This window comes from Paenibacillus sp. FSL M7-0420 (assembly GCF_038002345.1).
GTDB lineage: Bacteria > Bacillota > Bacilli > Paenibacillales > Paenibacillaceae > Paenibacillus_AQ.
Genome location: NZ_JBBOCJ010000001.1, coordinates 5,481,840 through 5,501,348, shown reverse-complemented (window position 1 = coordinate 5,501,348; position 19,509 = coordinate 5,481,840). Strand labels below are relative to the sequence as shown.

Sequence of the window (19,509 nt, the reverse complement as noted above, 5' to 3'; positions counted from 1 at the left end):
GTATGCCGAAATGATGAAGCTAAGTTCATTCAAGAAACCGCTTTCTATCGCGCTGAGTGCTGTGCTCACCTTGTCTCTCACCAGCGGGATCATCAATTTCCATCCGGGAACCGCCAAGGCGGCATCGGTGGAGAAGACCAGATTTCTGCAATTGTATGACCAGTTGAAAAACCCGGCCAGCGGCTATTTCTCGGCTGAAGGCATCCCGTATCACTCAGTGGAGACCCTGCTCAGCGAGGCGCCCAACTACGGGCATATGACTACCTCCGAGGCCTATAGCTACTGGATGTGGCTTGAGGTGCTGTACGGCCATAACACCGGAGACTGGAGCAAGCTGGAAGCGGCCTGGGACAACATGGAGAAATACATCATTCCGGTCAATGAAGGCGACGGGGTGCAGGAGCAGCCGACCATGAGCAGCTACAACCCGAACAGTCCGGCCACCTACGCCTCGGAGCTGGCCCAGCCGGATCAGTATCCAAGTGCACTGAACGGCAAGTATACCCCGGGTAAGGACCCGCTGGATGCCGAGCTGAAGGCCACCTATGGCAATAACCAGACCTATCTGATGCACTGGCTGGTGGATGTGGACAACTGGTATGGCTTCGGCAATCTGCTGAACCCTACGCACACCGCCAGCTATGTGAACACCTTCCAGCGCGGAGTGCAGGAATCGGTCTGGGAGGCCGTAGGCCACCCTTCACAGGATAACAAGACGTTCGGCAAAGCCAATGAAGGCTTCATGACCCTGTTCACCAAGGAAAATAGCGCACCTTCCGCACAGTGGCGGTATACGAATGCTACGGATGCGGATGCGCGGGCTGTGCAGGCCATGTACTGGGCCAAGGACCTTGGCTATACGAATACGGTCTATCTGAACAAAGCCAAGAAAATGGGTGACTTCCTGCGCTATGGCATGTACGATAAGTATTTCCAGAAGGTCGGCAGTGCCGCTGACGGTACGCCTGAAGCGGGAACGGGCAAGGATTCCAGCCAGTATCTGCTGGCCTGGTATACGGCCTGGGGCGGCGGCCTGGGAACCGGCGGAGACTGGGCCTGGAGAATCGGCGCCAGCCATGCGCACCAGGGGTATCAGAATGTGGTTGCAGCATATGCGCTGTCGACCGCAGCCGGAGGGCTGATTCCGTCTTCGGCAACAGCCGGAACGGACTGGGGCAAATCGCTGACCCGCCAGCTGGAATTCTACAACTGGCTGCAATCGGCTGAAGGGGCTATTGCGGGCGGTGCGACCAATAGCTATAACGGCTCCTACAGCGCTTATCCGGCAGGAACAAGCACCTTCTACGGCATGGCCTACGACGAGGCTCCTGTCTATCATGACCCGCCATCCAACAACTGGTTCGGGATGCAGTCCTGGAGCATGGAACGGGTAGCAGAGCTGTATTATATCCTGGCTTCCAGCGGGGACACCACCTCGGCTAATTTCAAAATGGCCAAACGGGCCATTGAGAACTGGATTGACTGGTCTACAGATTATGCCTTTGCCGGCAGCCGTCCGGTAACGGATGCCGCCGGCTATTATCTGGATCAGCAAGGAAACCGGATTCTGGGCGGAGCTAACCCGCAGGTTGCCACCGTATCTGCACCCGGCGAGTTCTGGATTCCGGGCAATGTGGAGTGGCACGGACAGCCGGATACCTGGAGCGGGTTCAGCTCTTTTAACGGCAATAGCGGCCTGAACGCAGTGACCAAAGATCCGGGACAGGATAGCGGCGTGCTGGGCAGTTACATTAAAGCGCTCACCTTCTTTGCCGCAGGGAATAAAGCGGAGCATGGCAGCAATACTGCGCTCGGCGGAACCGCTTCACAATTGGCCAAATCCTTGCTGGATACAGCGTGGGGCTACAATGACGGAGTGGGCATTACGACACTTGAGAAGCGTGCGGATTATTTCCGGTTCTTCACCAAAGAGGTATACTTCCCAGCAGGCTGGAGCGGTACCTTCGGCCAAGGAAATACCATACCGGGCAACGCCACCGTACCTTCCGATCCGGCCAAGGGCGGTAATGGAGTGTATGCGAGCTACACCGATGTGTATCCAGATATCAAAAATGATCCCAAGTGGAGTTATCTGGAAGGTAAGTACAATAGCTCGTACAACAAAACAACCAAGACCTGGGACAACGGTGCACCTGAGTTCACCTACCACCGCTTCTGGTCACAAGTGGACATGGCTACAGCCTATGCCGAATATGACCGCTTGATCAATAACGGCAGCGGCCCAACGCCAACGCCGACGACTACACCGACGGCAACACCGTCGGCAACACCAACAGCCACACCGACAGTTGCGCCAACAGCTACACCGACAACAGTGCCAACAGCCACACCGACAGTCGCACCGACAGCTACACCGACAACAGTGCCAACCGCTACGCCGACAACAGTGCCAACGGCTACACCGACAGTTGCACCAACCGCTACGCCTGCCGTAGGGAATCTGGTCGTTCAATACCGTACAACGGATACGAACGCCACAGACCCGCAGTTCCGTCCGCAGCTGCGGATTGTCAATAACGGGACCACAGCGGTAGACCTCAGCAAGGTTAAGGTCCGGTATTACTACACGATTGACGGCGAGCGGGCACAGCAGTTCAATGTCGATTATGCGGCTCTCGGCGGCAGCAATGTGCTGGGCAGCTTCGTGAAGCTTGAGCCTGCAGTTACAGGAGCGGACTACTATGTGGAGATTTCCTTTAGTGCGGGCGCGGGCAGTCTTGCTCCGGGTGCGAATACCGGCGAGATTCAACTGCGCATTAACAAGACCGACTGGAGCAATTACAATGAGGCGGACGATTACTCCTATGATGCAACCAAAACGTCTTTCACGGACTGGAACCGTGTGCCGCTGTATCTGAACGGTGTGCTGGTCTGGGGCGTTCAGCCGCAATAAGGCTGCCGTCCGGTAAGCCAGTCCCGGTGTGACTCTGTATTCTGATTAATCAAAAACAAAGAACCTTCAACTCCACACACTGTGGTGTTGAAGGTTCTTTTTTAAGCGAAATAAGAAACTGTATGCGAAAAACCGAACACAATGGGGTAGGCACCAACACTGTTCAGGGTGTTTTCTTTATAAGGGTAGCCCCTTGGCTGGGGTGCAGTCAGACCTGCGCCAGCGGCACGACCTTGTCGGCCGTCTCAATCGTTCCGCCGCCAAGGCAGGTGTCGCCCAGATAGAACACGACGGCTTGTCCGGGCGTAATCGCCTTCTGCTGAACATCAAAGGCCACATGTACCGTTCCGTCTGCCTGCTTCGTCAGGGTAACGCCCTGATCCGGCTGGCGGTAGCGGAACTTGGCGGTGCACTTCAGCGGCGTATCGCCCAGCGTGTCCGGATCAATCCAGTTCACCCCTGAAGCTATAAGACTAGTCGAGTACAGGCTGATGTGCTTCTCACCTTGCACCACATACAGGGTATTGCTGGTCAGATCCTTCTCGGCCACGAACCACGGCTCGCCTGTGCCGGAGCCCCCGATACCAAGCCCCTGACGCTGGCCCAGCGTGTAGTACATGAGGCCGTCATGGCGGCCCTTCACTTCGCCCGTAGCGATATCGATCATATTGCCTGACTGTGCAGGCAGGTATTGGCTGAGGAATTCACGGAAATTGCGTTCTCCGATGAAGCAGACGCCGGTGCTGTCTTTTTTCTTCGCGGTATAGAGTCCGGCTTCCTCGGCAATTCTCCGCACCTCCGGCTTCGGCAGATGTCCGATCGGGAACATGGCCTTCGAGAGCTGGTACTGGTTCAGCGCATTGAGGAAATACGTCTGGTCCTTGTTGTTGTCCACGCCGCGCAGCAGCTTGAACAGGCCGTCTTCTTCCACGACCCGGGCGTAATGCCCTGTAGCGACATAATCCGCGCCAAGCTGCAGCGCCTTGTTCAGGAATTCGCCGAACTTGATCTCGCGGTTGCACATCACATCCGGATTCGGGGTCCGGCCAGCCTTATATTCTTCAAGGAAATAGGAAAAGACTTTATCAAAGTATTCCTTCTCGAAATTAACGGTATAGTAAGGAATATCGATCTGCTCGCAGACGCGGCGCACATCCTCGGCATCGGTCTCGGCCGTACATACGCCGAACTCGTCGGTATCATCCCAATTCTTCATGAAGATGCCTATGACGTCGTACCCCTGCTGCTTCAGCAGCAGCGCTGTAACAGAGGAATCCACTCCGCCTGACATCCCGACGACGACCCGGATATCCTGATTAGCTTTTGTCATCGTGATCACCATTTTCTGTACACAAAATACCGGCGTTCTCACTGAACACCCGGCTCATTGTGTATTATACCATACCTGTCTACCCCAAACGAGGACACTGCTGCTATGAAATATAGCGAAAAACGGTCCGAAATTGACAATTTGTCCACCAGTGGAGAACAAAATCGTGAATTATTGCCGTTTGCTGTTTCAAATGTGTCCATAGATATGATAACATAAGCTGAGAGCAGACATCGGAATACATTGATATGCAACTAAACCGAAAGAGGTGCCCCTTTGAAAATCTCAACCAAAGGACGTTACGGATTAACCATTATGATGGAGCTTGCCCTGAAATTCGGCGAGGGCCCTACATCACTTAAGAGCATCGCCGAGAAAAACGGACTCTCCGAGCATTACCTTGAGCAGCTCATCGCTCCGCTGCGCAATGCAGGCCTGGTGAAGAGCATCCGCGGAGCCTACGGCGGTTATATTCTGTCCCGCGAGACCAACACCATTACCGCGGGAGATATCATCCGCGTCCTGGAAGGCCCGATCTCCCCGGTAGACTTCACTGAAGAAGACGACCCGGCCAAGCGCGACCTCTGGCTGCGCATCCGCGACAGCATCGCCGATGTGCTCGACTCCACCACCTTATCCGACCTGATTAACTTCAAGGAAGAGAGCCAGGCGGATAATTATATGTTTTATATATAAAAATGCCTTTAACTCGTCCTTCTCAAGAAACTTGGGGAGGACCTTTTTTTCTCTCACCGTTTTTTATTTGATCTGCAGTTCATCTGCATATGATCTTTATCTGTATGGGGTAACCTATATGGTGTACTTTGGTAGTTGTATGAGTTTTGCGTTCCTGGTTTTACAACAAAGGTGAGGTTATGACATGTCCAAAACAATATTGATTGTGGAAGATGAAGATATTTTACGTGAAATCATGAAGGATTATCTGCTGGAAGAGGGGTATAGCGTGATTGAAGCCATTGACGGGAAACAGGCGGTCTCGTTATTTCAGGAGCATGAGGTGGACCTGATTTTGCTGGACATCATGTTGCCTGAACTGGATGGATGGTCTGTGTGCAGGCGAATCCGCAAGACATCGAATGTGCCGATCATCATATTGACGGCCCGTTCGGATGAGGACGATACGTTGCTTGGGTTCGAGCTTGGCGCCGACGACTACGTGACCAAGCCTTACCGCCCTCTCATTTTGTTGGCACGAGTTAAGCGGCTGCTCGAGAGCAGACATACCGGCGGGCATGAAAGCGACACGTTGTCCGGCGGAGGCATTTCGGTTCATTTTCCCTCCCGGACCGTTTCGATTGACGGCACCAGCTCTGATCTAACGCATACGGAATTCGAAATATTAGCCTATCTGTTGCAAAATAAAGGGATCATTATCAGCAGAGGGCAACTGATTACGAAAATTTGGGGATATGATTTCGCGGGCGATGATCGTACGGTCAACAGCCATATCCGCAATCTGCGTTCCAAGCTGGGGACACATGCGAAGCAGATTGTTACGGTGGTGCGTTCAGGATATAAATTCGAGGACGAGCTATGAAGAAGGGGATTGTTCTAAAACTGTTCCTGTTGACAGCGGGGTTGTGCCTGTTCCTGATTGCCGTTATTTTTATCCTGCAAACCGTATTTTTCAAACAGTTTTATGTTCATCAAAAAATGAAGGACGTTAACGAGGCGGTTCAGGCGTATGAACAGGGCTACCTGAATGGTGCCTCGAACACGCAGGAGATGGCCAGGCTGGAGCAGGACTTTTTTCAAAAGCATAACACCTGGATCACGGCTTTGGACACCCGCGGAAATATAAAGTATGCCGGCGATTTCTTCATGGAAATTAAGCTGGAGCCTTCGGAAGAACCGGCGCTTTCCGGTAAAACGATAATCGTACCTCTATACAGCTTTATCAACGTGGAAGACTTCAGCAGCAATAAAACGTTCGTCACCCCCTGGATTGAAGAAGAGGGGACGATCGCAATAGAAGGCTTGATCATGAACAACCAGCCAGTATTCCAGCGGATGGGAAGGAACAGTTCCAATCTGAGAGACGAGAGCCGGCTGGAGAATCATCAGATGGTGAGCAAAGAGTACGAGGTCCTCGAACAAACGAACGCGGTCCAATATCGTGAGCAATATTCCACCTTTCTGGTCAAAGGAACCATTACGAAAGTCCGGGTGCCGGAAGGGGCCGGAGTCTCGCGTTACACCAATCACCTGTTCCTGGACCGCATCAAGGCCTTCCAAGCCGATCTGCTGTACGGAGACTTTAAGAATGCTGCGAACGCAAAACAAATCATAGATGTTGAAGAAAATCACGTAAACTACAAAATTTTCGTGGACCGCACCCAGGACCGCGACGGAAATCCGGCATACCTGTTCGCAATGACATCGCTGCAGCCTGTGAATGAAGCCGTAGGCATCATCAAAAACTACTACGTGTACATCATTATTGTGACCTTGCTGCTCGCACTGCTGGCATCGTTCTACTACTCCCGTCAGATTGCCCGGCCGTTGCTGCGTATCAACCGCACTACCCGGCAAATGGCCGACCTCGATTTTTCGGAGACCATTCCCGTCACAACGAAGGATGAAATCGGAGACTTGTCGGGCAGCATTAATGAGCTATCCGAGCGCCTGCATTCCCATATCCTTCAGCTTGAGCAGGACATTGAGAAGGAAAAGCAGCTGGAGCATACGCGAAAAGAATTTATATCCGGCGTATCCCATGAGCTGAAGACTCCACTCAGCGTTATTCAGAGCTGCCTGGCCATTTTGCAGGACGGGGTGGCCAGCCATAAGCGGGAGCATTATTTTGCGGCTATGGAAGACGAGGTCGGCCGGATGAATCTGCTGATCACGGATATGCTGGAATTGGCAAAATATGAATCCGGTACGTATAAAATGGACTCCGGTTCGTTCTATATCGATGTTGTCATCAACCGGGTATGCGCTAAATTAACGCCGGATTTTGCAGCCAGGCAGCTGCTTCTCCACACTTCGCTGATCCCTGCCGAAGTCGAGGGGAATGAGCGCCGTATAGAGCAGGTCATCGTCAATTTCCTTACCAACGCGCTTTTCTATACGCCGGAGCATGAATCTATCTTCATAACTACTTCGGAAGAGAAGGACACCATTCGCATTTGCATCGAAAATAAAGGTGCCCATATCCCCGATGAGCAGCTGGAGAAAATATGGGACCGTTTCTACCGCGGTGACACCTCCCGCCACCGGTCGACCGGTGGGACGGGGCTGGGTCTTGCCATATCCAAGAAAATATTGGAGATGCACGGAGTGCCTTACGGTGTGAACAATACCTCCGATGGAGTAATGTTTTATTTTCAATTGAATAAAAAAGCGTAGGAATACGGAAGAAAGTGCAGACCTTGGTTCTGCGCTTTTTTTTGTTCTTTTTTGATACAGCATTGATTTGCTCTGCACTTGTTCTGCATCTCTCCCTGTTAATCTTTTTATACGGCAAACCTAATTTTAAATGAAAAGAGGACATTATTCATGTTTAAAAAAATCATCTTAACGCTAGTTATAGGCAGCACCGCACTCACCCTGGCAGCATGCGGGGGCGGGCAAAATCCGCAAAACGTGACATCTCAGCAACAGGTCAATGAAACAGCTCCCCCGGAGCAACCCAATTCTACTTCCTATAAAACGATATTTAAGAACAGCGTATTTCTGGGAGATTCGATTACTGAGGCACTGTCTTATCATGACATTCTGGACGATGTCAATGTAGTGGCAGGTGCCGGAAAGACTACCGAGTTGTCTCTGATAAGCGGAGATGTCGATAAGCTGGCAGAGCGGAATCCGCAACATGTATTTATCATGCTGGGGTCCGACGATATTCTATTGCCGCCGCAAATTACCGATAACCCCAAGCAGTATTCACTGAAGTTCTACGCCCAATTGATCGACAGCATCAAGGAGAAGCTTCCGAAGGCATCCATAACGGTGTTACCGGTTACGCCGGTTACGGCAGAAGCGGAGAAAGTGGAACCACGCTACAAAAATATCGATGATTACAACCAGGGATTACAAGAGCTGGCAGGCAAGAAGCAGATCGGGTTTGCCGATTTATCCTCCATTTTCGCGGACAGCACCCATTTCTATAGTTCGGACGGCATTCATTTTAAACCGGAATTCTATACACGTATGCTCGATTTGCTGAAAGCTCAGGTGAAATAACATGCAGCCAGGTGAAGAGCTGGAGGTGGCGGGGATTGGTCTTTAGCAGCCTTATCTTTCTATTCCTCTTTCTGCCGGTCACCCTGCTGATCTACTATATCTCGCCCATGAGGATTAGGAATACTATTCTGCTCGCCGCAAGCCTGATCTTCTATGCGTGGGGCGAGCCCGTATACATCTTCCTCATGATCTTCTCGACGGTATTCGACTATGTGAACGGGATTCTGATCGATAGATACCGGCATCGTAAGGTGATTGCACAGGGAGTATTGATCCTGTCCATGATGGGGAGCCTGGGGATTCTTAGCTTCTTTAAATACGCGGGTTTCGTCTTCGATAATATCAATTCGTTGTTCAACCTGCACCTGCAGGCAGCAGATCTTCCGCTTCCGGTGGGCATATCCTTCTACACGTTCCAGACGATGTCTTACATCATTGATGTTTACCGCAGGAAGGTGCCTGTTCAGAGGAACCTGATCTCCTTCGGCGCCTACGTGACGATGTTTCCGCAGCTTGTAGCGGGACCGATCGTTAAATACGGAGATATTGCGGGGCAGCTTGCTAACCGCACGGTGACGTTGGAGCGTTTTGGCGAAGGGGCGGAACTATTTATTAGGGGACTTGCTAAAAAAGTATTGCTTGCCAACAATATCGGTTTGCTGTGGACAAGTGTCAAAACGGTGCCTGCGGCGGAGCTGTCGGTTCTCTCCGCATGGCTTGGCATTATCGCCTTTACGTTTCAAATCTATTTCGATTTTAGCGGATATTCGGATATGGCGCGCGGTTTAGGTAAAATGATCGGGTTCGAATTTATGGAGAACTTCAACTATCCTTATATCTCCAAGAGTATTACGGAATTCTGGCGGAGGTGGCATATTTCGCTCGGTGCCTGGTTCCGTGAGTATATCTACATTCCGCTTGGCGGGAACCGGGCAGGTAAGCTGAAACAGCTCAGAAACTTGGCGGTGGTATGGTTTATAACCGGATTATGGCATGGAGCGAGCTGGAATTTCATCATTTGGGGCTTATATTTCGGTCTCTTTGTCACGCTTGAAAAGCTAATGCTCCTGAAGCAGCTTCAGCGCTTGCCGGTCTTTATAAGCCATGTCTACACCCTGATTGTGGTGATCATCGGCTGGGTATTTTTCGAATTTGAATATTTGCCTGCGGCCATGACCTTCATCGGAACGATGTTTGGCGCCGGGGCCAGTGGATTCGCGGACAACCGGGCGCTTTACGATGTGTCGACGAATGCCCTGCTGCTGCTTATCTTGGCGGTTTGTGCCACGCCGTTTCCCCGTAGAGCACTGACATACATCAGAACCAGGTTTGCCCGTTTCGGCACGCTTGCCGCTTCCGCCATCTATTTCATCTTTATCGTGGCCTCAACAGCCTATCTGGTCAATGCAACGTACAATCCATTCTTATACTTTCGTTTTTAATAGAGGTGATTATCTTTGAAGAAGTACGACCAGGTCTATTATCGCGGACTCGCCATTGTACTGCTGATGTTTACCGGGGCGGTATTGGTTGTCAATTGTCTGACCCCGGGGAAAGTATTTTCCGAATCAGAGAACCGGATGCTGCAGCAGCTCCCGGCATTCTCGCTTCAAACCTTAGGATCAGGCAAGTTTACTTCCGAATTTGAATCATATATATCGGATCAGTTTATGGAGAGAGACTTTTGGATTGGACTGAAATCCGATGCGGACCAGGGATTGGGGAGGAAAGAGAGCAACGGGGTCTACCTCGGCAAGGATGGGTACTTAATTCAAAAATTCACTCCTCCCGGACAAGAAGATCTGGCAGACAAGCTGAAAGCCATTCAGGTATTTGATAAGGCGACGCCTGGTCTGCGCAAATATATGATGCTCGTGCCGACGGCAGCTTCCATACTTGAGGATAAACTGCCGCCTTATGCTTCCGGTGGGGATGAGAAGGGCTATTGGGACAAGATCAAGGATTCTGATCTCGGGAGCATTCGATATATCGATGTTTTCCCCGCGCTAGAGGCGGATAAGGAGCAACCGCTCTATTACAAAACAGATCATCACTGGACGACCCAAGGCGCTTTTCTAGCCTACCGGGAGCTGGGCGTACCCATGGGTTTTACACCCATGAACGAAGCTGATTTCAACATCCGCCAAGTCACCAGCCAGTTCTATGGATCTTTGTATTCGAAAAGCGGGTTTAGGCACTTACAGCCGGATTCTATTGAGCTTTATTATCCAAAAACACCGGGGAACATTTCCGTGGATTATGTCGACGAACAGCAAAGTGCGGATTCGATGTACGTTATGGGCAACCTCACCAAGAAGGATAAATACACTGTTTTTTTCAACGGGAATCACGGCTTGCTCCGCATAACAACCGGCAGTGCGGAAGGGCGAAGACTGCTTATTGTTAAAGATTCGTATGCTAACAGCCTGATCCCCTTTTTAACCCTGCATTTTAGCGAAATTGATGTGATAGATCTCAGATATTATGAGGGGGATGTACTGAAACTTATGGAAGAACGGCAAATCGGTGACATGTTGATTTTGTATAATATTGCTACATTTTCTGAAGATCCATCCATTAAAGTATTAGCGGATTCTGTGGAATAATGCAAAGAGGAGGCCAGTAACGATGCTGACTGGAAAGAAAATAAAGTACCTGGTTGTCCTGTCTGCCGTCATGATCGTATGCGGCATTCTGCTCGGATGCTCCAGTAAGAAGGAAGACGCCAAAGACGTTCCTGTCCATACCATTGAGGAGCGCATCAAGCAAGCGGCTTCTATGGAAGGTATGGAAAAGGGGGATAAGAACAGGCTTAAGAAGCTCTATCAGCTTAATGCAGATGAAGTTGAGGATTTTGTGCTGTATACGGCAGAATCGAACGTGGAAGCGAATGAACTGGCCGTGATCAGAGTGAAGCAAGAGTCTCAAGCGGACAGCGTTAAGCAAAAAATCATGGAAAGAATTGAGGCTCAAAAAGTCAAGCTGAAAGACTACCGCCCCGAGCAATTTTACCTCGTCGAAAAGCATATATTAAAGATCAAAGGCCGCTATATTTTGTTCACGGTCTCCAAGGATGCTGAGCAAATCGAAAATGCCTTTAACGAAGCTCTTAAATAATCCCTTACACTATATGACAAAGACCCCTTGGGCCATCTGCGGCTTAGAAGGGGTCTTTGTCTGGAATTATAGCAGCTGATTAAGCTTGCTCTCAGGCACTTCACCGTTTGCTACACGTTTTATATTAGCGATGAAAAAATCATATCTTTTCTTGTGGAATTTCCGGCCGTCCGGCATGCCTGCGGTATGGGGAGTGAGGATCACGTTACCCAAATTGCGCAGCTCACTGTCAAGGGGAAGCGGCTCGGATTCGTATACATCCAGGCAGGCGCCGGAGAGTTCCCCGTTTTGTAACGCCTCAATCAAGTCAGTCTGGTTCACAATCCCGCCGCGGGCCGTGTTGATGAACAGAGCGCTATTCTTCATTTTCGCCAAAACCGCCTTGTTGATCAGCTGTTTGGTCTGCTCATTCAAGGAAACATGCACACTGATGATATCCGATGTGCTGATCAGCGTATCGAAATCCGTTATTTTCACGACACCGTCAGAGGACACAGCGGTATTCCTCGCATAAGCCTGCACATTCATCCCCAGAGCACTGCAGAACGCAGCCACCTTTTTTCCGATAGCGCCCAGACCGATAATCCCAATGGTTTTGTCCTCTAATTCACTTCCTGTATACTCCAATTGATTCTCATCCAGTCTGTTCTTCATGAAGCGATCCAGAAACGGGATGTTCTTATAGTAAGACAAGATCAGGGCCATTACGTGCTCGGCCACCGCCTGTGCATTGACCCCTGAGGCGTTGGCTACCCAGATCCCAAGCTGTGTACAGGCAGAGATATCGACATTATCATAGCCTGCACCCGTCTGGACCAGCTTTAATTGCTTGGCTTTAGCCAGCAGGCTGTGATCCACTTGAATATGTTCAGGGATGAGGACCTGGCAATCTGCAATATGCTGCAGCATTTCCTCGCCGGGCGGGACAATAACAACGTTCCAATCTTGCGGAAAATGCCCTGTAATCTTGGATTGCGCGCTCTCACTGAAATGACCGACGATAAGAATCTTCATGGCTGTACCACCTTTCACTTTGAAGCAAACCGGATAGGCTGGCCCTTTGTCATTGTTAATGATATTTTAAACATGAAGAATAATGATGTAAAACGCAAATATTTTGTGAACTATATTAACTTTTTCTATATTTCGAGGAGGGATTGTATGTATTTCCCCGGGATTGAAGCGTTCCTGGCGATCGTACAGACCGGAAGCATAAGTAAAGCAGCTGAATTATTGCACCTGTCACAGGCTACGGTAAGCTACCGTTTAAAGACCCTGGAGAAGGAAATGGGCGGCCTTTTGGTGGAGCGGAGAAAGGGGGCGCCCAAAATCAGTCTAACCCCGAAAGGGGAGGACTTTTTTAGTATTGCGGAACGATGGGATGCTCTGTGGAGGGAGACCCAAATCTTACAGGCCAGCGGCTCGCAGTTAAGTCTGGCCATCAGCGCGGCTGAGAGTATCAGTCACTTTGTGCTGCCTCCCGTCTACCGCAAGCTTAGTCAGCATACCCCGCCCATCCGGCTGCAGATTCGTACGCAGCATACGCAGGAGGCTTTTGACAGTATTGAGCGGCGCGAGCTGGATGTGGCGTTTGTGGTGCGGGAGATCGTGTCGCCGAGTGTCACGGTTACCCCGTTTTTTGCGGAAGAAATGGTGGTGCTGCGTGTGGCCGCCCCGGGGCGGCAGGCTGGAGATCCGGTGGACATGGAAGAATTGGAGGCGCAGCATGAGGTCTTCATCAATTGGAACAGGGAGTTTCAATTCCGGCATGACCAGTGGTGGGACCCCCTTTGCCCGTCCCGTGTTCATTTGGACACAGCGGGACTGATTACGACTTTTTTGACGGATTCCAGACAATGGACGATCGTTCCCGCTTCGATTGGCGCACATATGGCGGGGATGGGGGAGTTTGTGCTTCAGAAGCTATCGGAATCCGTGCCCCCAAGAATATGCTATAAGGTCACGCATAAGTTTCCCAATCAGGCCTTGCAAGAGCCTCTTCGTATTCTGGATCAGTATCTGCAGGAGCTATTTGGAGTGCAATGATTTGATCTGCAAAAGCGCCGGGCTTCTGCCAGGGGCAGTTTATTTTATCCCCCGCCGAGCAACCGGTGAAGCCTCGCTGCCAGCTTTTGCCCGGCATTGGCTTCTGTAAGCGTAAGGTCCCACAACACCGCATGGGTTCGGGGGTCGGCAGCCTCGGTATTGATTGTGATGATCAGCTCTTGTCTGCCTTCAACTCTAACCTGAAAAGACAGCGGCTGATTCTCTCCCGGTGCGATATTCACATCCAGGGAATAAATCTCTTCTCCGTCGGCGCTGATGATGACGCTGCCGGTGCCGCTGCCCTTAGCAGGGACAGCATCGTCAGGGACGCCGAAATTCCCGGTTAACTCCTTATACTGTCCATCCAGGCGCAGTGAGAACTCGTGGAGTCCCGGATGATCAGGGCTGTACAGATTGATAGCTGGTTCGATCTGTTCTTGGGCCATAGTGAAGCTGTTGAGCCTTTGTTCCCACTGTATTTTACCACGTTCAACAGGGAGCTGATCCAGCGCCCTGATCTCCCCGCGGCCATGCTCCAGATAATAATTGATACCGCTCACGGCGGAGTAGACGAGTAGTGTCAAGACCGCGCCTGAGGACAGGAGCTTGAGCATACCTATTGGCGCCCACCGGTCGCGGCGGATCAGCCGCTGGGCGCCGTAGCCGACAGCTGCACCGAGCGTATTAACGACGATGTCGTTAATGTCGAACGCACCCAAATGGGTCACCATCTGAATCAGCTCTACCCCGGTGATGGCTGCTATGAAGACCAAGAGGAACGGCAGGAACCGGGAGCGGACCAGTAGCGGAATGAATAGTCCGAACGGTACGAAGGCCAGATAGTTACCCAGGCTGAAGACCCAAAGCTCCGAATAACCATAGCCCGGAAATATCAACGGAATCCCGTCAAAAGACAGGTGATACCGCAAACCCGTCTCCGGTAGAGCCGATGAGCGGTTGAAGCCGACAAATAAGAAAAACAGAGTGAGACCCGTGTACAGAACCAAACCGGTCCAAACGGCCGTCCTCGTTTTGCCTTGAAGCATGATGGTTAACCTCTCTTTACCGCTAGTTTATGTCCCTTGCAGAGGACAAAGGAAGTATAAGCTATCTTCGTTAGCCCAAGCAAGGCGGACAGTTGCAGTCCAGCCCCTCAGTAACCGAGCTTCCTCTATCCACACACATTAATGTGTTAATCGTACTTGGAATCCATCCAATCTGGAAGGGTCCTCCTAACATACTATATTCATAGATTACAGGAAGGGAGGTGGCCTGATCGTGGCACAAATAATCGATGTAGGACGGAGCACAGCCTCTACCGGCACGCAGACCCTGTCCATTCCAATTCTTACGCCGGCGCAAAATTTAATATTGGCTGAGTTTGGATTAGCTACTGTAGCAAACGGTGATGTTCTGCTTGGTGCAACCATTGGGTTTCAGACTACGCTTGGCATTCCGAATGTAGTGTTCACTATATACCGGGATAACCAGCCGATTTTTAATGTAGGAGCAAGCGGGCTTTCTATACTCGCAATACAGCCAATTACCATTTCTTATCTGGATTTAAATGTTCCGGCAGGTTATCATGCCTATTCTTTGGGTGTGGCCAATAACAGCACCAATGTTCTGCTCAATACTGCCAGTGTTACCGGACCCGTGACCTTCTCCGGCGTTTCGACTGGGTAAAAAAGCAAAAAACAGAACGGAGCTGTCCCAGAAGCCATGAAACGGCTGCTTGGGATAGCTCTTTATGCTGGAGTAGATTCAGACCTTCTGTCGGCATGGCCAAAGGCTCGAATATAGCAGTTTTGGACCCTTGCTTGCAGGTTTCATTGCTCAATTTTTGATTTTACAATTTTGTTGGCTGTAACTTGTGCCGGAAATGAATCATCACTTGTTGTATAGAACACTTCAATCTCTTCACCCTTTTTATATTTAGAAGGCGAAACTTCATTTACCCAAATGGCTTGAGAGTACGTATTAGTTCCCAGAACTTCCTTGTAATTCTTATCCAAGTCTTCTTCCTTTAATTGAGCAATGACTAGAATCCTGTTATTGTCTGCATCTACTGTGTGTACAGTTCCCTTAAAAAGGGTGTCATCCTTACTGCAGGCAGTGACTAATAACAAGAAAATAAAAATAAGTGCCTTTTTAGAGATAGTACTGGTTTTTAGCAGCATGGACCTTCTCCTTTGAAGGATTAAGACATTAGTTTAACCGTGGTTGCGCGGATAAAGCGTTCATCACATGACCAATATATGAATAAACAGCATTTCCATTATGGCGAGTGATTTAGATTATTTACTGACCATATAGTTCAATGGTAGGATAGGATAAAACTACCATTGGAGGATAAGATGAAGAAATTTGTAATAGGGTTTGTTTCAGGGGCCATGCTATTTAGTAGCGTAACTGTACTTGCAGCATCAGGACTACTGGGACAGAAGGTTCAGAGCGTGGTAACTATTGAAAAGAGTGGAGTCAAAATTGCTGAGGGTGCTGTCATTAATGGCTCCATATATGCGCCGGTACAGGAATTAGCAAAGGCAACTGGAACCACCGTGACCATAAAGAATAAAAAAGTTACGTTAGGCAGCCCCGCTGCTCTAGCCACTAACAGTGTCACAGCTTCTAGTCGTACTACACCTACCGAGATTGGGAAATCCGTTAATTTCAATTATAAAACAGGCGGCTATTCCGGAACAGTTGCTGTTACACAGGTTCTTAGAGGTGCGGCAGCTTGGGAAGCTGCAAAAGAACAGTATGATGCTTTTGCAAGCGAACCGGAAGCGGGCTACGAATACTTATTTGCTAAAATTAAAGTAAGTATATCCAAAGTAGATAAGGTTGGAGCTACTGCGGACTTAAACCAGTTTGATTATAAGCTCATATCAACATCAGGCACTGAATATGGTGCCCAGATTATTCTAGCGCCAGATCCATCTATAAGTACAAAAGTCTATGCCGGATCTTCTCATGAGGGTTGGGTTGGCTATAAGGTGAAGACAAGTGATGTCTCCCCGCTGATTGCATTCTCCCGAAATTATGATGGAACAGGCGGAGTCTGGTTTAAAACAAACTAATAGTATTTCTTACCGAGCCCTGCTGAAATTAAGCGGGGCTCTTTCTTGTGCAGATACTGAACTTTACAGTGCACTCTTCCAGAGCTTTGACATGAAATGTATATCCTTTTTTAGTATCAGTACCAGACATTCAAGTAGCTGATTGTATTTCCTGCAATAGAAAACGCATAGCTGACCGTAAAATAAGATTCTATTGTATTTCATACAATGGGATGCTGTGTTTTGGGTGAAAAAGGACCTTTTTTCAATATTCAATTGTACCGAATACAACAGATTCTATTTCGAAGCCTTTTTACAGTATTCCATTGTACAAAATGCAGTTACTATCGTCCCAGCGCCTACAGCATCCGAATAACTGCTGCGGGTATCAACATCCCCGTAGTGTCCCGGTACCCCATGCCGGCCAGCAGATCATTGCCGTTTAACTCATGCACGTTCTTGGCGGATGTATCCAGCCCCATATCCAGTACATACTGCAACACTTCGGCGACATACTTGGGCTGGTTTAGGTTGATTGCGTAGTTTTGCCCCTCTTTGATGACCCGTAATCCTTCATTTAGAGGACTTCCGGCAGTAATGGTATCTATAGTGGTGAACTTAACAATCCATTTGTTCTTTCTGTCCTCTGTGATCAGCGTCAGCGTTGAACGGTAATACACGTCTCTCACAGTTTGATAACTCCACCAGTAGGTATGTCCGCCAACGACGATTTTTCTCACTTTGCCCCAGCCCCTTTCTTGTACAATCGTTGATTATATCACCTTCAGCAGCACAGATACATAATTATGGGATTCAAGGAATATACTCATGATTGATTAGGGAACATCTGTTTGGATATAATACAAACAGATGTTCTCACTTTACGCGGAGGCGATCAATCATGAAGATGAGCATCGGCCAAACTATAGAAATGATATATCTCGACAAGGCGGGCCGGATTACGCAGCGGAAAATTGAGGTGAGGGGGATTCGGGACGGCCGGATTCGGGCCACCTGTCTGAGCACCGGCCAGCCCCGTGTGTTCCTGGCCGCCAATATTCTGTCCTGGCGCCCGTTACGGGGGCAACGGTATGCCTAGAGAGCGGATTATTCTGCTCTCCGACTGCCAGTCCTTCTATGCCAGCGTCGAGAAGGCGGCCCATCCCGAATACGCGGATCAGCCTGTGGCGGTCGGCGATCCCACGCGGATGAACGGGATTGTGCTGGCCGCTTGCCCTCTTGCCAAATCCCGCGGGGTGACCACTGCCTCGCGCGTGGGGGAAGCCCTGACGAAATGCCCGGAGCTCGTAGTCATCCGGCCGCGGATGGGGACCTACATTACGGTCTCCCTCCTCATTTCCGAGATCTACCAAGTATATACCGATCTGGTGGAGGCCTTCAGTATCGATGAGCAGTTCCTGGATGTGACTGGCTCCTTGCGCGCGTTCGGAGGGGATCTGCCGGAGCTGATTCACTCCATCCAGCAGCATGTCCTGTTATCCACGGGGGTGTGGACCCGGGTGGGCATCGGCCCGTCCAAAATCCTCGCCAAAATGGCTAACAACTTCGCCAAAAAGCAGCCGGGCGGCACGTTCCAGCTGGATTACGATAATCTGGACACAGAGCTGTGGCCGCGTCCGGTACACGAGATGTTTATGGTGGCCGGGCGGATGACCCGGAACTTTTACCGTATGGGGATTACAACAATTGGAGATATTGCCCGGATGGAGCTGGGGGAGTTCAAGCAGCGGATGCGCAGGACCATGGGCAAGCAGAGCGATATCCAGGCGGAATATTATTGGCAGACCGCCCGCGGTATCGATCCCAGCCCGGTCGTTACCGGAATACGCCATGAGATGAAGTCTGTCGGCCACGGGAAGGCGCTGCGCTGGAATCTCTATACCCGGCTGCCGGAGATTGAGGTGGTGCTGCTGGAGCTGGTGATTGAGGTCTGCCAGCGGGCTCGGAAGTACCAGTACATGGGATCGGTGGTGTCTGTTGCGGTAGTAGAGACAGACGGCAACACCTCGAATGGCTACAGCCGGCGGACGACACTGCCGGAGCCTTCGTCGTTAACCCATGAGGTGGCAGCGGCAGCCTACCGACTATTCGTGGATCATTGGAGCGGTCTGCCGATAAGCCGGTTGACTATCTCTATATCCCAGCTCACGGATGACAGCGTGATGCAGCTGACCTTGTTCGACGACCGGATGCGCAGCAGTAACAGAGAACGGGCTATCGATCAGATCAAGAACCGGTACGGAAGCGGGGCGCTGATCCGCGCGTCTTCATTGCTGGAATCTGGGGTCGCCCTGGAACGGGCGCAGCAGATTGGAGGGCACTATAAATGAGCAAGCTAGACGGAAATGAGCGGTGGAAATCCAAAATGTTAATGACAGAGCATGTCCAGCAGTATGAACAGAAGCAGGGGACAGAGGGCAGGAAAATGATTACGGTAGAGGAGCGGACGATGGTGCGTGACCTTATTCTGCTTCCTTACCTCGATACGATGGTCAGCAAAAGCCTGAAGGAGCTTGAGCTGTCCAATAGCATTCTGAAGCGGGCTTTCATGCTCGCCGGCCAGGCGATTCAGCAGCGTATTATGCAGGATACCTACCAGCTCCAGAAGGAGCTGAAGCAGCATAATATCCGGGTGCTGGCGGATGAGCAGGAGGAGTTCCTGGTGTATTACAAAATCTTTTGCCGGGGCTATCAGGAACGCTTCGGACTCACCCGGGATGTTATGCGCACGGAGATCAGCCTGCGGCTGACCAGGTACACAGCGGAGCTTGGAGCCGGTCTGAAAAACCAGCATTTGAGCAGTTAGTATC

At 50.5% G+C, this 19,509-nt stretch carries 19 protein-coding genes; 14 read left to right on the top strand and 5 right to left on the bottom strand.

Annotated features, from left to right (window positions below; all coding sequences use genetic code 11):
* Positions 1–13 precede the first annotated feature (13 nt).
* Positions 14–2,914, top strand: coding sequence for a glycoside hydrolase family 48 protein (locus MKX51_RS23450; RefSeq protein WP_340995693.1), 2,901 nt, complete (start codon positions 14–16; stop codon positions 2,912–2,914).
* Positions 2,915–3,122: 208 nt separating this feature from the next.
* On the opposite strand, the gene mnmA is transcribed toward MKX51_RS23450, so the two are convergent.
* Complete coding sequence (gene mnmA, locus MKX51_RS23445) at positions 3,123–4,244, bottom strand: tRNA 2-thiouridine(34) synthase MnmA (protein ID WP_340994057.1); 1,122 nt, start codon at positions 4,242–4,244, stop codon at positions 3,123–3,125.
* 276 nt (positions 4,245–4,520) lie between these two features.
* Here mnmA and cymR point away from each other — a divergent pair, with 276 nt between their 5' ends.
* The 7 genes from cymR (at position 4,521) to MKX51_RS23410 (ending at position 11,570) form a co-directional block, all read left to right on the top strand.
* Complete coding sequence (gene cymR, locus MKX51_RS23440) at positions 4,521–4,940, top strand: cysteine metabolism transcriptional regulator CymR (RefSeq protein ID WP_036732323.1); 420 nt, start codon at positions 4,521–4,523, stop codon at positions 4,938–4,940.
* A gap of 184 nt (positions 4,941–5,124) precedes the next feature.
* Complete coding sequence (locus MKX51_RS23435) at positions 5,125–5,802, top strand: response regulator transcription factor (RefSeq protein WP_340994056.1); 678 nt, start codon at positions 5,125–5,127, stop codon at positions 5,800–5,802.
* Positions 5,799–7,616, top strand: a complete 1,818-nt coding sequence (locus MKX51_RS23430; RefSeq protein ID WP_340994055.1) for a sensor histidine kinase — start codon at positions 5,799–5,801, stop codon at positions 7,614–7,616. Before MKX51_RS23435 ends, MKX51_RS23430 begins: the two co-directional genes overlap by 4 nt.
* Positions 7,617–7,766: 150 nt before the next feature.
* A complete protein-coding gene (locus MKX51_RS23425) occupies positions 7,767–8,453 on the top strand; it encodes a GDSL-type esterase/lipase family protein (RefSeq protein WP_340994054.1) in 687 nt (228 codons plus the stop codon).
* Positions 8,454–8,488: 35 nt separating this feature from the next.
* Positions 8,489–9,895, top strand: a complete 1,407-nt coding sequence (locus MKX51_RS23420; RefSeq protein WP_340994053.1) for an MBOAT family O-acyltransferase — start codon at positions 8,489–8,491, stop codon at positions 9,893–9,895.
* Positions 9,896–9,910: 15 nt separating this feature from the next.
* Positions 9,911–11,059: a DHHW family protein gene (locus MKX51_RS23415; RefSeq protein ID WP_340994052.1), complete on the top strand. Its 1,149-nt coding sequence runs from the start codon at positions 9,911–9,913 to the stop codon at positions 11,057–11,059.
* Between the two features lie 22 nt (positions 11,060–11,081).
* Positions 11,082–11,570 (top strand): DUF4358 domain-containing protein, encoded by a 489-nt coding sequence (locus MKX51_RS23410; protein WP_340994050.1) that lies wholly within the window; start codon positions 11,082–11,084, stop codon positions 11,568–11,570.
* Between the two features lie 66 nt (positions 11,571–11,636).
* Here the strand turns inward: MKX51_RS23410 and MKX51_RS23405 are convergent, their stop codons facing one another.
* A complete protein-coding gene (locus MKX51_RS23405; protein WP_340994049.1) occupies positions 11,637–12,584 on the bottom strand; it encodes an NAD(P)-dependent oxidoreductase in 948 nt (315 codons plus the stop codon).
* Positions 12,585–12,731: 147 nt separating this feature from the next.
* Between MKX51_RS23405 and MKX51_RS23400 the strand changes: the two genes are divergently transcribed.
* The gene (locus MKX51_RS23400; protein ID WP_340994048.1) at positions 12,732–13,616 is read left to right on the top strand and encodes a LysR family transcriptional regulator; all 885 of its coding nucleotides are present in this window, start codon (positions 12,732–12,734) and stop codon (positions 13,614–13,616) included.
* A 44-nt stretch (positions 13,617–13,660) separates the two neighbouring features.
* Here the strand turns inward: MKX51_RS23400 and MKX51_RS23395 are convergent, their stop codons facing one another.
* Positions 13,661–14,662, bottom strand: a complete 1,002-nt coding sequence (locus MKX51_RS23395) for a VanZ family protein (RefSeq protein WP_340994047.1) — start codon at positions 14,660–14,662, stop codon at positions 13,661–13,663.
* A 232-nt stretch (positions 14,663–14,894) separates the two neighbouring features.
* Between MKX51_RS23395 and MKX51_RS23390 the strand changes: the two genes are divergently transcribed.
* Positions 14,895–15,302, top strand: coding sequence for a hypothetical protein (locus tag MKX51_RS23390; protein ID WP_340938774.1), 408 nt, complete (start codon positions 14,895–14,897; stop codon positions 15,300–15,302).
* A 143-nt stretch (positions 15,303–15,445) separates the two neighbouring features.
* Here MKX51_RS23390 and MKX51_RS23385 read toward each other — a convergent pair whose 3' ends face one another.
* Positions 15,446–15,796 (bottom strand): DUF3221 domain-containing protein, encoded by a 351-nt coding sequence (locus tag MKX51_RS23385; RefSeq protein ID WP_340994045.1) that lies wholly within the window; start codon positions 15,794–15,796, stop codon positions 15,446–15,448.
* 177 nt (positions 15,797–15,973) lie between these two features.
* Between MKX51_RS23385 and MKX51_RS23380 the strand changes: the two genes are divergently transcribed.
* Positions 15,974–16,699 (top strand): hypothetical protein, encoded by a 726-nt coding sequence (locus MKX51_RS23380; protein ID WP_340994044.1) that lies wholly within the window; start codon positions 15,974–15,976, stop codon positions 16,697–16,699.
* A 338-nt stretch (positions 16,700–17,037) separates the two neighbouring features.
* On the opposite strand, the gene MKX51_RS23375 is transcribed toward MKX51_RS23380, so the two are convergent.
* A complete protein-coding gene (locus MKX51_RS23375; RefSeq protein ID WP_340938777.1) occupies positions 17,038–17,367 on the bottom strand; it encodes a hypothetical protein in 330 nt (109 codons plus the stop codon).
* 212 nt (positions 17,368–17,579) lie between these two features.
* Between MKX51_RS23375 and MKX51_RS23370 the strand changes: the two genes are divergently transcribed.
* From MKX51_RS23370 to MKX51_RS23360, 3 genes are read left to right on the top strand one after another with little or no spacing between them, the layout of a single operon-like run.
* On the top strand, positions 17,580–17,777 hold the full coding sequence (locus MKX51_RS23370; protein ID WP_340994043.1) for a hypothetical protein: 198 nt from the start codon (positions 17,580–17,582) through the stop codon (positions 17,775–17,777).
* The gene (locus MKX51_RS23365) at positions 17,770–19,029 is read left to right on the top strand and encodes a DNA polymerase IV (protein ID WP_340994042.1); all 1,260 of its coding nucleotides are present in this window, start codon (positions 17,770–17,772) and stop codon (positions 19,027–19,029) included. The genes MKX51_RS23370 and MKX51_RS23365 overlap by 8 nt, the downstream gene beginning before the upstream one ends.
* Complete coding sequence (locus tag MKX51_RS23360; protein ID WP_036732304.1) at positions 19,026–19,505, top strand: hypothetical protein; 480 nt, start codon at positions 19,026–19,028, stop codon at positions 19,503–19,505. Before MKX51_RS23365 ends, MKX51_RS23360 begins: the two co-directional genes overlap by 4 nt.
* Positions 19,506–19,509 lie beyond the last annotated feature (4 nt).